This window comes from Bacteroides galacturonicus (assembly GCF_003096855.1).
Classification (GTDB): domain Bacteria; phylum Bacillota; class Clostridia; order Lachnospirales; family Lachnospiraceae; genus Lachnospira; species Lachnospira rogosae.
Genome location: NZ_QEOA01000002.1, coordinates 395,716 through 409,114, shown reverse-complemented (window position 1 = coordinate 409,114; position 13,399 = coordinate 395,716). Strand labels below are relative to the sequence as shown.

Sequence of the window (13,399 nt, the reverse complement as noted above, 5' to 3'; positions counted from 1 at the left end):
TAATGAAAAGGGTAATTATAGCTGGTGTGGGGCCGGGCAGTAAAAGCTGTCTTACAGAGGAAGTAAAGGAAGCAATTGATAATTCAGAGGTGCTGATTGGTTCTAAAAGGCTGATAGAAGAATACACAGATAAGAAGACATTTTATGCAGTAACAGCAAAAGACATAATAGATATTATTGATAATGAAAATGCCAATAACTACGTTGTGCTTATGTCAGGTGATACAGGCTTTTACAGCGGTGCAAAGAAGCTTGCAGAGGCACTTGCTGGAAAGTATGAATACAGCATTATGGCAGGTGTATCTTCTGTAATATATCTTGCGGCAAAGATAGGAAAGTCTTGGGAGAACGCAGCTTTTGTAAGCCTGCACGGTAAGAAACAAAGCTATATACCTGTAGTTTTACAAAATGAATTGACATATTTTCTGACACAGGGAAATGTATCACAGATATGCCAGGAGCTTTATAGGGCAGGACTTGGACAGGCACATATATGGATTGGTGAAAATCTTTCATATGATAATGAGAAGATAACTAATGGAAATGTGTCTGAATTTACTGAATATATTTCAGAAGGACTTACGGTATTGGCAGTTTATAATGAACATTCGCGTGCATTTTCAATAACAGGAATTGCTGACAGCAGTTTTATCCGTTCTGATGTGCCGATGACGAAAAGGGAAATCCGTGCAAGCGTTGTAAGCCGAATGGCGGTATCTAAGAATTCCTGCGTATATGATATAGGTGCAGGAACAGGCTCTGTCACAGTGGAGCTTGCACTTCACGCACTTTACGGAACAGTGTATGCAGTTGAGAGGACAGAAGAGGGCTGTAGTCTTATAGCTAAAAATGCAGAAAAATTCGGACTTAATAATATAGAGATTATACACGGCAATGCGGCGGCTGTTATTGACAGTCTGCCAGTACCCGATAAAGTATTTATTGGTGGAAGCGGTGGAGAGTTAGAATACATTTTCAGCAGTATTCTTAAGAAAAATCCATATGTCCATATTGTGGTTACGGCAGTGACATTAGAAACACTTAACAATACTATTTCATTAATGGAAAAGAATGGTATGAATGTCCTTGATATAGTCCAGATTGCAGTGACAGAGGTAAAGAAAAGGGGCAGATATCATATGATGTCTGCGAATAATCCAGTATTTATTATAGAAGGAAGAGGTGCAAAGTGAGCCGTATAATGATAGCAGGGACAGGCAGTGGAAGTGGCAAGACAACAATTGTCTGCGGTCTATGCCAGTGTTTTAAAGATATGGGACTTAATATATCAGCGTTAAAATGCGGGCCTGATTATATAGATTCTATGTTTCATTCGCGTGTGTTAAATATGAGCACAGGTAATCTTGACAGCTGGTTTTGTGATAATGCAACAATAAAATATCTGCTTGCAGGTAAAGAGGATAAGAGTGATATAACTATTGTAGAGGGAGTTATGGGCTACTATGACGGACAGGGCTTTAGCACAAAGGGAAGTTCTTATGAGATAGCAGACATTACAGATACGCCGGTTATTCTTATAGTGAACTGCCGTGGAATGAGTAATTCAATCGGCGCAGTTGTAAAGGGTTATCTTGGATATGAAAAGAACAATAATATCAAAGGTGTAATCTTTAATAATCTTTCAGACAGGTTATATGGTAATGCCGCACGCATAGTTAAAGATATGGGGATAGAACCACTAGGCTATATGCCATATAAGAAAAATGCTGTGCTTGAAAGCCGTCATCTTGGTCTTGTGACCTCGGCAGAGGTGGAACATTTTCAGAAAAAAATCAGCTCTATTGCAGAGCAGATGAGGGAAAGCGTTGATATAGAAGGAATACTTAGAATTGCAGAAAATGCTTCAAAGCTGGAAGCCATACATAAGAGCATAGATAAAAAAGATGTAAGGATTGCAGTTGCAAAAGATGAAGCTTTCTGTTTTCTTTATGATGATAATATAGATTATCTAAGGCAGTGCGGTTGTGAGATAGTGTATTTTAGTCCACTTGCAGATAATAAGCTTCCGGATAATATAGACGGGTTGTTACTATATGGCGGTTATCCAGAGCTTCACGCCAAAGCGTTGTCAGAAAATGTATCAATGAGGAATGATATTGCAAAGAAGATAAAAGAAGGACTTCCCTGCATAGCAGAATGTGGAGGATTTCTTTATCTGCACGAATACTTAGAAACACCAGAAAAAGATAAATATCCTATGGCAGGAATTATAAAAGGAATGGGATATAATGCAGGAAGACTACAGCGTTTTGGCTATATGACGCTTACGGCAAAGAAAGATACACTGATTGCCTCTACGAATGAAAGCTTTCGTGCACACGAATTCCATTACTGGAATAGTGACTGCCCTGGTGAAGATTATGAGATAAAGAAAGCTTCAGATAACAGTATAGCATCAGCCGGTTATGGAAGTGATACGTTGTATGCTGGATTTCCACATATATATTTCTATGGCAATGAACAGGTGGCAGATAATTTCATAAATGCCTGTGTCAGCTATAGAAAGAATTATAAAAAATATAATGACAGGCTTGAAGGTCATGATATTAAAAGTTTTATTCCAGAATTAGGTTCTGATATTAAAAGTCTTATTCCAGAACTGTCAAAGATAAAGGCAAGCAGTAAAGATAGTGTACAAAAAGCACGTAGTCATTGGAATGGGATAGCAAAGCCACTGCACGGGCTCGGACTTATGGAGGAAATAATAAGCCAGATAGCAGGAATCGAGCATACAGCAGATGTCAATATTGACAGACGTGCTGTTATTGTAATGTGTGCAGACAATGGCATAGTTGAAGAAAGTGTTACCCAGACAGGACAGGAGGTAACCGCGATAGTGAGCTGTAATATGGCAGACGGAATATCAAGTGTATGCAGAATGGCGGCATATGCCAATGCAGATGTTATTCCTGTGAATGTTGGAATTGCCATGGATACGCTTGAGGACGGAACAGATGTAGGAACTTATAAGGGGCTTGTCAATAAGAGGGTTATGTCTGGAACTAATAATTTCCTTAAAGAGCCGGCAATGTCAGAGGAACAGCTTATACAGGCTATATATGCAGGAATTACACAGGTTAAGGAGTGTAAGGAACAGAGGTATAATATTCTTGCAACAGGAGAGATGGGAATAGGCAATACAACCACAAGCACGGCACTTGCCTGCATACTTTTAAATCTTGAGCCACATATGGCAACAGGCAGAGGTGCAGGGCTTGATGATAAAGGTCTTAAGAAAAAGATAGAAGTTATTACCAGAGCTAAAGAAATGTATGGAAGCTGCCAGGACAATCCATTAGGTCTTTTACAGAATATAGGCGGACTCGATATTGCAGGGCTTGTCGGAGTATATATTGGTTGTGCACTTTATGGAATACCTGTTGTTATAGATGGTGTTATCTCGGCAGTTGCGGCACTTATTGCAGTAAGGTTGAATAGTCAGATTGGTGATTACATAATAGCTTCACATCAGGGAAAAGAGCCTGCGATGAAAGCTCTGCTTAACGAACTTGGAAGGAAGGCTGTTATACACGGAGAGCTTGCACTTGGAGAGGGAACAGGTGCGGTTATGATGTTTTCTCTTCTTGATATGGCTTTGCAGGTGTACAGGGAAAATACTACATTTGATGATATACGCATAACTGCCTATGAGGATTACGAAAAATGTTGATTATGGTTACAGGAGTAAGCGGCAGTGGCAAGTCAGAATATGCCGAGCAGATAAGCTGTCAGCTTGCAAAGGACAATAAAAAATATTATGTGGCTACTATGTATCCATATGGAGAAGACGGCAGAAGCAGGGTTAAGAAGCACAAGCTGCAGCGTGATGGCAAAGGCTTTGAAACGATAGAGCAGTATCAGAATATAGGTGGTGCACTTAAAGGATGTAAAAGAGATACAAAACCGGTAGTATTGGTTGAGTGTATGTCTAATCTTCTTGCTAATGAATGCTTTGAAGAAAACGGACATCCAGATAATATATTTGCTGAATGTATGCAGTTGTATTCAGAGTGCAGTCACCTTGTAATTGTGACTAATGAAGTGTTTTCAGACGGGTGTGAATATGATGATAGCACAACTGATTATATAAGACGGCTTGGAGAGCTTAATGTAAAGCTTGCAAAGGCAGCAGACACAGTTGTTGAGGTTGTATACACTATTCCTGTAGTATTAAAGGGGGATATCAGTTATGTCGGTAATTAAATCATTGGTAATTGCATTTTCAATGTATTCTAAAATACCAATGCCGCATTTGGAATTAGAAGAAAAAGATATGAGATATGTAATGGGCTTCTTTCCGTTAGCAGGTCTTGTTATAGGTGCAGTCATATATGGCTGGGTGTATATCAGCGGTCTGCTAAATGTGCCGGATATCAGCAGGACACTTGTTCTTGTAGTAATTCCTGTACTGATAACAGGGGGAATACACATTGACGGCTATATGGATACAAGTGATGCACTTAATTCATATGGTGACAGGGAGAAGAAGCTGGATATATTAAAGGATTCGCATATTGGAGCATTTGCAGTTATAAGATTACTTATGTATTCTGCGGTATATTATGCGGCGGCATATATTATTGTGCAGAAGCCAGATAATATGAGACTTTTGCTTCTGGCACTTACGTTTTATCTGTCAAGAATTATAAGTGGTCTGGCAGCAGTTAATTTCCGAGGAGCAAGGAACAATGGAATGTTGCATACATTTACAAGTGCAACAGCAGTAAAATGTGTAAATGTAATGCTTGCGGTACAGTTAATTATATGTGTTATACTTATGTGCCTTTGCAGTGTTACAGGTGCTGTTGTAGTTATCGTTGTGGCATTCGTGGTTTTATTGTATTACAGATATATGGCATATAAGCAGTTCGGTGGAGTGACGGGCGACCTTGCAGGGTATCTGCTATGTGTAAGTGAACTGTGTATGACAATAGCTGTTGCTGTTATAGCATTGCTTTAGTGAATAAAAATGTGCACAGAAACGAGGAATAATATGGAATTATATTTTGGCGGAGCTTATCAGGGAAAGCTTGATTATGTATGTGGCAGGAAAAATATAGTTAAAGAATTGTGTGGTAATGCAGAAGATACAATGAGTAATATATATTCAGAAGATGATAAGTGCATTAAAAATAAAATATGCAATAATAATATAGCTGATGGAGCATATTGCAGTATTGAAGATATAAAAAATGCCTGTATATTAAATCATTTTCATCTGCTTATAAAAAGACTGCTTAAAGATGGGAAATGTACAGATACGCTTATAGATACCATTTATGCTGGCAATCCATCAATTATAATAATATGCGATGAGATTGGCAGTGGCATAGTTCCTTTGGAAAAAGAGGACAGAATATACCGTGAAACAGTTGGGCGTATGCTTTGCAGGGCTGTAAAAAAGGCTGACAGGGTAGAGCGTATAGCGTGTGGCATAGGACAATGCCTGAAAGGTGAATAATATGAAGATTGTATTAATCAGACATGGTGCAACAGCAGGTAATATCAAAAAAAGGTATATAGGCATAACTGATGAGGACTTATGTGCTTCTGGGATTGAGAGCATACATAATAATATTAAGGCAGGTTATTACCAAGAGGTACAGGCAGTATATGTAAGTCCTATGAAAAGGTGCAGGCAGACGGCAGAGCTTATATATCCTGAATATAAACAGCATATAGTGCCAGATTTCAGGGAATGTGATTTTGGCATATTTGAAGGAAAGAATTATAAAGAACTTTCTGGCAATGAGCAGTACCAGAGATGGATTGACAGTAATGCAACGATACCATTTCCACAAGGAGAAGATGTTGCGGATTTTAAGAAAAGAAGTGTTAAGGGCTGGTATGATATGATTAAACAATGCCGTTTATTGAATTATTCGGACATTGCATGTGTAATTCACGGCGGCACAATAATGTCAGTAATGTCAGAGATATATGGTGGTGGCTATTATGATTATCATTGTGGCAATGGTGATGGGTATATATGTGATGTGGCTTTAGATGGAAGCATTAATAATTATACAGAACTTTTACGTTGTGAGTAAAAATATGCGTATTCTATGAGTAAAGATATGTATTTATCTTGAGTAAAATATGTGTTTGTTATAAATAAATATGTGTGTCTATTATATGTTAAAGTATGAGTTTATTCTGAGTAATAGTGTGTGAAGGAATGAGGAGTTTATGAATTTATTTATATGCCAGACAATAGCAATTGGCTGTGGTTATATACTGGATCTGCTTATTGGCGACCCTCACTGGCTGTATCATCCGGTACGCCTTATAGGTAATCTTATTTCGTTGTTAGAAAGTATTTTATTAAAAGAAAAAGATACATCTGCTAAGAAGTACAGAAAGGGTATGGTGCTTGCAATATTAACGCCGTTAATAACGGGTATTGTTATTGTATCTATTCTGGTTGTTGGTTATCATATTAATATGATACTTGGCTTTGTAATTGAAACAATAATGTGTTATCAGATACTGGCAGTAAAATCGCTCAAAGTAGAAAGTATGAAGGTATATTATGCTTTGGATAAAGAAGGGTTACAGCAGGCACGTAATGCCGTTGCAATGATAGTCGGCAGGGATACGAAACAGCTTGATGAACACGGCGTTGTAAGGGCAGCTGTTGAAACTGTCGCAGAGAATACATCAGACGGAGTTATTGCACCATTATTTTATATGATGTTATTCGGGGCGGCTGGCGGTTTTGTATATAAGGCTGTTAATACAATGGATTCAATGATAGGTTATAAGAATGATAAATATTTGTACTTTGGAAGATTTGCGGCGAAGTTAGATGATGTTGTGAACTTTATTCCGGCAAGAATAGGCGGCTGTCTTATGGTTGTGTCAGCAGGAATTGCACAGCTTGCAGAAAAATGTAATACAAAAGATAAAACAAATTCACACTATAGTATAGGGAATGCGTGGAAGATATTTAAAAGTGACAGAAAAAAGCACAGCAGTCCTAATGCCGCCCAGACAGAGTCAGCCTGTGCAGGAGCTTTAAAAGTAGCATTATCAGGCGATAATTATTATTTTGGAAAGCTTGTGCATAAGCCACAGATAGGAGAGGCAATACGTCCGCTGGAAGCTGGTGATATAGGAAGAAGTAATATTTTATTATATATTACTGCATTTCTTATGGTAATTATTGTGTTATTAATAAGATTGATAATAATGTTGGTAGTCAGATAATTATATTTTAATCAGATTGGCATATTGATACGGGGATTGCATACTGATAAAGAGATTGTCAGGCAGATGAGAGGTTACAGCTATGGAACAGCAGATACACGGTGGAAATATATATGATAAAAATATATACAACAAAGAAATAACACTTGATTATTCGGTTAATATTAACCCTTTAGGAATGCCGCAGGAAGTGTGCAATGCGATTACGCAGGATATTGGTGGTTATCAGACATATCCAGACATTAAGTATACGGCATTAAGAAATGCAATTGCCTGTAAAGAGAGTATTAATACAGATAACATTTATAAGGTTAATATTAATGCTAAGAATATACTCTGTGGTAATGGTGCTTCAGAACTTATAATGGCAGTTGTAAGGGCTGTCCATCCAGAAAAATGTGCCATTGCTGCACCTTCATTTTCAGGCTATGAGCGTGCAGTTAAGGCGTATGGAGCAGGGATTGTATATTATGAGCTTGACAGTAATAATGGCTTTAGCTATGAATATGTAAGTGGACGATTAGAACAGCTTGATGTCCAGCTATGTTTTATATGCAATCCGAACAATCCGACAGGGAATATTATATCTGAAAATATTCTTATCAATATATTAGACATATGCAGAAGAAGAAATATTATAGTTGTTGTGGATGAGTGCTTTTTAAGATTTAACCGTAATTATGAGAAGATAAGCTGTAAGCGTTTTCTAAAGGATTATAATAATCTTGTAATAATAAATGCGTATACCAAGTTCTATGCAATGGCAGGAATAAGGCTTGGATATCTGATGAGTTATAATGATGAATTAATCGACAACATATCTTTACAGCTTCCAGAGTGGAATATATCAACAGTGGCACAGCGTGCAGGAATTGCGGCATTTAAGGATAAAGATTACGAGGAGCACACATATAGGCTTATCGAGAAGGAACGGGAATTTCTTACAGATAAATTATCGGCTATGGAATGTATCGTATATCCGTCTGAGGCAGACTATATAACTTTCAGGCTTCCGTCAGATAAGGCTGGCTGTCAGCTGCAGGACGAATTATTAAAAAATGGAGTTCTTATCCGTTCGTGTCAAAGCTACCGCAATATGCCGCCAGACTGCTATCGCATAGCAGTAAAGAAGCATACAGATAATGAAATTCTTATTGATTTTATAAGCAATATATTAACAAAATGTATAATATAGATTAAGAATAGGTAATTGTAAAATGGCAATATATCCATAGATATCAATAACGGACAAATTATTATTATATATAAATATTATAACAAAGTTAATTAGGATAGGAATTTAACATAGATAACAGGGAAGGTGCAGTGATTATGGCAAGAAATCTGATGATTCAGGGAACGATGTCCAATGCAGGAAAGAGCATTATAACAGCAGGAATATTAAGAGTGTTAAAACAGGATGGCTACAGTGTAGCACCATTTAAGTCACAGAATATGGCACTTAATTCATATATAACAGCCGATGGCCTGGAGATGGGAAGGGCACAGGTTATGCAGGCAGAGGCGGCTGGGATATCCCCTTGTGTAGAGATGAATCCGATACTTTTAAAACCGACAAGTGATGTTGGTTCTCAGGTAATTGTAAATGGAATACCATTAAAGAATATGCCGGCTAAAGAATATTTCCAGTACAAAAAGCAGCTCATTCCAGATATATTAGAAGCGTATAATAAGCTTGCCAGTGCGTATGACATTATTGTTCTTGAGGGTGCTGGCAGTCCGGCAGAGATTAACCTTAAAAAAGATGATATTGTTAATATGGGAATGGCAAAGCTTGTAGATGCACCTGTTCTGCTTGTAGGTGATATTGACAGAGGTGGTGTATTTGCACAGCTTGTTGGAACAATTATGCTGTTAGAGGAAGAAGAACGCAGGCGTGTAAAAGGTCTTGTTATGAATAAGTTCCGTGGAGATAAGAGAATATTAGAGCCGGGCATAAAACAGTTATATGATATATGTCCAATTCCGGTTGCAGGTGTAATTCCTTATGTTAAGTTTGACATTGATGATGAAGACAGCCTTGCTTCACGGATTGAGCCATCAGCCTACAATGCACATATGTCAGATGAGCAGTTCGACATAGTAGTAATACGTGTGCCTCACATTTCTAATTTTACGGATTTTAATGCACTTGAGCGTATTGAAGAGGTCAATCTGCGTTATGCAGACAAGGCAGAACAGATTGGAAATCCCGACCTCATAATTCTTCCGGGAAGCAAGAATACAATTAATGATTTAAAATGGCTTCGTAAAAATGGGATGGAAGCACAGATTATAAAATGTTCGAGACAGGATATTCCGGTATTTGGAATATGCGGTGGCTTTCAAATGTTAGGAAATGTCATTGATGATTCGTGTGGTGCAGAAACTGGAGAAGTTGTAGCAGGAATGGGACTGCTTCCGGTAACAACCAAATTTTCAAAGAATAAACATCGTACAAGAGTGCAGGGGATAACTTGTATACAATCTGGAATGTGGGAAATGCTTGGACAGAAGAAATGTAAAGGCTATGAAATACATATGGGTGAAAGTACAATAAGTGAAGATGGTGCGAATCCATTTGCAAGAATATTCAATACTGTTGATAAGACCGAATATATGGATGGCTGTGTACGGGGCAATACAGCAGGAACTTATATGCATGGGATATTCGATGGACAGGAATTCTGCGACAGCTTAATCAATATGCTCTGTGCAAGGTATGGTATTACATCAAAGAGTGGTGTCAGAATAAGCTTTGATGAATACAAGCAGAGAGAATATGATAAGCTGGCAGATGTGATCCGTGAGAATATGGATATGAAGTATATATATGAGATTATAGGTTAAAGCTAAATTGAATAAAATGTATAATGTTTAATAAAGGTGTATTATTTTGAAGAATTAATACACCTTTTATTGTACATAAGATGCATATACATAGCATCCTGGGCACGGACAGCATTATGTTCTGCGATAGCCTCCGCTATTTCACGATGAGTTTCGATGGTTTCAGTTTTAAGGATGTTGCCGGTTGTTTCAACAAAAAGAGGGATAGAGCTGTTTATTATTGGGATTAATCTTGGAATGACAAGATTCTTGCTTCCCATAGCAATAGCGGTGTGGAATTCTATATCTTTTTGTGTATGGTCTTTTTTTTGTTCCATAAGCTCCTCAACCTCATCACATAATCTGATGATTTTGCTGATGTCATTCTTATCAGCATAGGTTGCTGACATAGCAGCAATAGAAGGCTCAAGTAAAAAACGTATTTCCAGCAGATCCTGCACAAGCTTCTTCTTATCTGATATGAATGTAAAGCCAAAAGGATCGTCTACTATACCAGGTGATGAGGCTACATATGTTCCAGAACCCTGTTTGATAGTTACAATATTGCGGGAGGCAAGAAGCTTCATAGCCTCTCTAAGAGAGCTTCTTCCAATATCAAGCTGGTGTGATAAGTGGCTTCAGGAATTATTTAAAATTGAGTATCGTTTTGGCTATTTGGTATTGACAGTGTATAATGACAAGAGTATAATGCAAAATGACAAAAAAAGTTGTCATTATAGCAATGAAAGTTGTCAGATAAATAATAAAAGTTGTCATATGGAGGTGTAGTATGATACTGCGAAATCGGCTGAAAGAACGCAGAGCTGCGCTGGATGTCAATCAGCAGGAGATGGGAAGACTGTGCGGAGTGTCAAGACAGACAATCAGTCTTATAGAAAGGGGCGATTATTCGCCGTCTGTCACTCTTGCATTAACGATTGCAAAAGTATGCGGCGTTACTGTGGAAGAAGTATTTTATTTACAGGAGGAAGATAATGATGGGAAATGAAGAAATTAAGAAAGCAAACAGAAAGGCATTGCCTAAGTTCATATTGCTTTGTATTGTAGGAGCTTTAATCGGAGGTGTAGCTGGGTATCTTGTTGGAGCAAATGGAATTGATACAATGTCAGGGGATTTTAAAGTGGTAGTTAGTAATTATGTTGAATTAACTGCACCTTGGATTATGCTTGCTATTGCAGTTATAATTCCTATAGTATTAGTGCCATACTACAGGAAGGCTAAGAAGCAGTTATCACAGTGGGATGGTGAAGACGAAGAAGTATCAGATGGTGTCGAAGAGAAGCTTTCTATAATTCAATGGGTTTCAAGTGGAGCACTTATAATTTCATATTTTCTTATTGCGGCATCATATTCAGGTGGTACAGCAATGTTTGAAAGTGTTAACAATATGATAGGATTAACTGTTAGCATTGCAGCATTTTTAGGGATTATGGCAGAGGTTGTTATTATACAACAGAAAAGTGTTGACTGTGTAAAGATAATGAATCCTGAAAAGACGGCATCGGTATATGATATGAAGTTCCAGAAGAAATGGCTTGAAACCTGTGATGAAGCAGAGAAGATTATAGTTGGGAAATGTGCATTTAAAGCATTTAATATAACGAATAGTATGTGCAGTGTACTTGCAGTTATTCTTGCAATCAGTGCACTTATGTTTGGAATTGGTTTTCTCCCTTCATTTGTTGTGTGTCTTATCTGGATAGTTAATATGTCAATATATTGCAAAGAATGTCTGAAATATTCAAAAGTTGGTAACAAGATTATGTAGATAAATATTGTAATGAAATTTCTCACCACCCCCTTGACTTGGAGTTGAGTCAAAGTATTAAGATAAACACATAAACGATAATACATTTTAGAAAAGGAGCAATGGGAATGTATAATAATACTTTAACACTTAACAACGGAGTGAGAATTCCACAGCTTGGACTTGGTACTTGGTTTATTGACGATGCAAAGGTTGCAGATGCTGTAAAAGAAGCGGTAAAGCTTGGATACAGACATATTGATACAGCACAGGCATATGGCAATGAAAGAGGTGTCGGTGAAGGAGTGCGTAATTGCGGAGTTTCAAGAGAGAAACTTTTTGTAGTATCAAAGGTTGCCGCTGAACATAAGACATACAAGGAAGCTAAAGCTGGTATTGATGAGACACTTGAAAAAATGGGACTTGATTACCTTGATATGATGATTATTCATTCACCACAGCCTTGGTTAGAGGTTAATCAGAGTGATGACAGATATGTAGAAGGTAACAGAGCTGCATGGAGGGCATTGGAAGATGCTTATAAGGAAGGAAAGCTTAAGGCAATTGGTATATCTAATTTCCAGATTGGTGATATTGAAAGTCTTTTAGAAACAGCAGAGGTTAAGCCGATGGTTAACCAGATTCTTCTTCATATAAGCAACACGCCATTAGAACTTGTAGAATACTGCCAGAAGCGGGGAATAGTAGTAGAAGCATATTCACCTATAGCACACGGTGAAATTCTTAACCAGCCAGAGATTAAAGTGATAGCTGATAAATATGGTGTTACCATTCCACAGCTTTGCATCAGATATACATTACAGCTTGGAGCAATAGCACTTCCAAAGACAGCTGATCCTGAGCATATGAAGAGTAATGCAGAAGTAAATTTTGAAATCAGTGCAGAGGATATGGAAACTCTTAAGAATTTCAAGAAAATTGAAAATTATGGTGAGAGCAGTGGCTTCCCAGTATATGGCGGTAAACTTTAATTAGAGAAATATAGAAAAGAGGATTGTTATGGGTAAAATAGTACAGACAGCAGGAAGAACAGCTTTAGGAGAATATGCTCCACAGTTTGCACATTTTAATGACGATGTGCTTTTTGGTGAGAATTGGAACAATCAGGATATTGATGTAAAGACAAGAAGCATTATAACGGTAGTTTCGCTTATGTCTATGGGAATAACAGATTCTTCGCTTAAGTTCCATTTACAGAATGCCAAGGCACACGGCGTAACCCAGAAGGAAATTGCGGCTGTTATAACACACGTTGCATTTTACGCAGGCTGGCCAAAAGCGTGGGCAGTATTTAATCTTGCCAAGGAAGTGTGGAATGTAAATGAAGGTGATTTGCCTTATGAAGATGAAGCTATGAGAGCACACGCAAAAGAAATGGTATTTCCTATCGGAGCATCAAATGAAGCAATACAGCAAGCTTAAATAAAAATATTTGTAAGACATGAACCCAGCGTTTTAGCGGCTTATAGCACCTATAAGGATTTGTTTTTGGATTTTTTAAAATTTTTTCAAAAATTTTTCAAAAAAGTGCTTGACGAATTACACTGGGT

14 protein-coding genes and 1 pseudogene are annotated in these 13,399 nt (G+C 37.7%); 13 read left to right on the top strand and 2 right to left on the bottom strand.

The window, feature by feature from the left end:
• Positions 1–2: 2 nt before the first annotated feature.
• The 9 genes from C7390_RS01935 (at position 3) to C7390_RS01895 (ending at position 10,080) form a co-directional block, all read left to right on the top strand.
• Positions 3–1,193 (top strand): bifunctional cobalt-precorrin-7 (C(5))-methyltransferase/cobalt-precorrin-6B (C(15))-methyltransferase, encoded by a 1,191-nt coding sequence (locus C7390_RS01935; RefSeq protein ID WP_022502056.1) that lies wholly within the window; start codon positions 3–5, stop codon positions 1,191–1,193.
• Entirely contained in the window at positions 1,190–3,691 is a 2,502-nt protein-coding gene (locus C7390_RS01930) for a cobyrinate a,c-diamide synthase (protein WP_116443510.1), read from the top strand. Before C7390_RS01935 ends, C7390_RS01930 begins: the two co-directional genes overlap by 4 nt.
• Positions 3,685–4,224 carry a bifunctional adenosylcobinamide kinase/adenosylcobinamide-phosphate guanylyltransferase gene (locus tag C7390_RS01925; protein WP_022502054.1) on the top strand — a complete coding sequence of 180 codons (540 nt, stop codon included), beginning with the start codon at positions 3,685–3,687 and terminating at the stop codon, positions 4,222–4,224. Before C7390_RS01930 ends, C7390_RS01925 begins: the two co-directional genes overlap by 7 nt.
• Positions 4,211–4,981, top strand: a complete 771-nt coding sequence (locus tag C7390_RS01920) for an adenosylcobinamide-GDP ribazoletransferase (RefSeq protein ID WP_055174461.1) — start codon at positions 4,211–4,213, stop codon at positions 4,979–4,981. The genes C7390_RS01925 and C7390_RS01920 overlap by 14 nt, the downstream gene beginning before the upstream one ends.
• Before the next feature lie 33 nt (positions 4,982–5,014).
• Positions 5,015–5,482, top strand: a complete 468-nt coding sequence (locus tag C7390_RS01915) for a bifunctional adenosylcobinamide kinase/adenosylcobinamide-phosphate guanylyltransferase (RefSeq protein ID WP_055174463.1) — start codon at positions 5,015–5,017, stop codon at positions 5,480–5,482.
• Between the two features lies 1 nt (position 5,483).
• Positions 5,484–6,071, top strand: coding sequence for a histidine phosphatase family protein (locus C7390_RS01910; protein WP_090141200.1), 588 nt, complete (start codon positions 5,484–5,486; stop codon positions 6,069–6,071).
• Between the two features lie 139 nt (positions 6,072–6,210).
• Positions 6,211–7,230, top strand: a complete 1,020-nt coding sequence (gene cbiB / locus C7390_RS01905; RefSeq protein ID WP_116443509.1) for an adenosylcobinamide-phosphate synthase CbiB — start codon at positions 6,211–6,213, stop codon at positions 7,228–7,230.
• A gap of 82 nt (positions 7,231–7,312) precedes the next feature.
• Positions 7,313–8,425 (top strand): pyridoxal phosphate-dependent aminotransferase, encoded by a 1,113-nt coding sequence (locus C7390_RS01900; protein WP_116443508.1) that lies wholly within the window; start codon positions 7,313–7,315, stop codon positions 8,423–8,425.
• Positions 8,426–8,562: 137 nt separating this feature from the next.
• Positions 8,563–10,080: a cobyric acid synthase gene (locus tag C7390_RS01895; protein WP_116443507.1), complete on the top strand. Its 1,518-nt coding sequence runs from the start codon at positions 8,563–8,565 to the stop codon at positions 10,078–10,080.
• A gap of 41 nt (positions 10,081–10,121) precedes the next feature.
• Here the strand turns inward: C7390_RS01895 and C7390_RS01890 are convergent, their stop codons facing one another.
• Entirely contained in the window at positions 10,122–10,520 is a 399-nt protein-coding gene (locus C7390_RS01890; RefSeq protein WP_318295536.1) for a FadR/GntR family transcriptional regulator, read from the bottom strand.
• A gap of 78 nt (positions 10,521–10,598) precedes the next feature.
• Positions 10,599–10,682, bottom strand: a pseudogene (locus C7390_RS13540) (hypothetical protein); the annotation flags it as partial.
• 167 nt (positions 10,683–10,849) lie between these two features.
• Here C7390_RS13540 and C7390_RS01885 point away from each other — a divergent pair.
• The 4 genes from C7390_RS01885 to C7390_RS01870 all read left to right on the top strand — a co-directional run bounded on the left by C7390_RS01885 (position 10,850) and on the right by C7390_RS01870 (position 13,271).
• Positions 10,850–11,068: a helix-turn-helix transcriptional regulator gene (locus C7390_RS01885; RefSeq protein ID WP_055174479.1), complete on the top strand. Its 219-nt coding sequence runs from the start codon at positions 10,850–10,852 to the stop codon at positions 11,066–11,068.
• Positions 11,058–11,849 (top strand): DUF3169 family protein, encoded by a 792-nt coding sequence (locus C7390_RS01880; RefSeq protein ID WP_055175041.1) that lies wholly within the window; start codon positions 11,058–11,060, stop codon positions 11,847–11,849. The genes C7390_RS01885 and C7390_RS01880 overlap by 11 nt, the downstream gene beginning before the upstream one ends.
• A gap of 107 nt (positions 11,850–11,956) precedes the next feature.
• The gene (locus tag C7390_RS01875) at positions 11,957–12,820 is read left to right on the top strand and encodes an aldo/keto reductase (RefSeq protein ID WP_116443505.1); all 864 of its coding nucleotides are present in this window, start codon (positions 11,957–11,959) and stop codon (positions 12,818–12,820) included.
• A gap of 28 nt (positions 12,821–12,848) precedes the next feature.
• Positions 12,849–13,271, top strand: coding sequence for a carboxymuconolactone decarboxylase family protein (locus C7390_RS01870; RefSeq protein WP_318295498.1), 423 nt, complete (start codon positions 12,849–12,851; stop codon positions 13,269–13,271).
• Positions 13,272–13,399 lie beyond the last annotated feature (128 nt).

What these genes read in the sequence shown, in the direction of transcription:
- C7390_RS01900 (WP_116443508.1), top strand. Translation starts at nt 7,313, where the DNA reads ATGGAACAGCAGATACACGGTGGAAATATATATGATAAAAATATATAC.
- C7390_RS01910 (WP_090141200.1), top strand. Translation starts at nt 5,484, where the DNA reads ATGAAGATTGTATTAATCAGACATGGTGCAACAGCAGGTAATATCAAA.
- C7390_RS01870 (WP_318295498.1), top strand. Translation starts at nt 12,849, where the DNA reads ATGGGTAAAATAGTACAGACAGCAGGAAGAACAGCTTTAGGAGAATAT.
- C7390_RS01935 (WP_022502056.1), top strand. Translation starts at nt 3, where the DNA reads ATGAAAAGGGTAATTATAGCTGGTGTGGGGCCGGGCAGTAAAAGCTGT.
- C7390_RS01925 (WP_022502054.1), top strand. Translation starts at nt 3,685, where the DNA reads ATGTTGATTATGGTTACAGGAGTAAGCGGCAGTGGCAAGTCAGAATAT.
- C7390_RS01885 (WP_055174479.1), top strand. Translation starts at nt 10,850, where the DNA reads ATGATACTGCGAAATCGGCTGAAAGAACGCAGAGCTGCGCTGGATGTC.
- C7390_RS01875 (WP_116443505.1), top strand. Translation starts at nt 11,957, where the DNA reads ATGTATAATAATACTTTAACACTTAACAACGGAGTGAGAATTCCACAG.
- cbiB (WP_116443509.1), top strand. Translation starts at nt 6,211, where the DNA reads ATGAATTTATTTATATGCCAGACAATAGCAATTGGCTGTGGTTATATA.
- C7390_RS01880 (WP_055175041.1), top strand. Translation starts at nt 11,058, where the DNA reads ATGGGAAATGAAGAAATTAAGAAAGCAAACAGAAAGGCATTGCCTAAG.
- C7390_RS01895 (WP_116443507.1), top strand. Translation starts at nt 8,563, where the DNA reads ATGGCAAGAAATCTGATGATTCAGGGAACGATGTCCAATGCAGGAAAG.
- C7390_RS01920 (WP_055174461.1), top strand. Translation starts at nt 4,211, where the DNA reads ATGTCGGTAATTAAATCATTGGTAATTGCATTTTCAATGTATTCTAAA.
- C7390_RS01915 (WP_055174463.1), top strand. Translation starts at nt 5,015, where the DNA reads ATGGAATTATATTTTGGCGGAGCTTATCAGGGAAAGCTTGATTATGTA.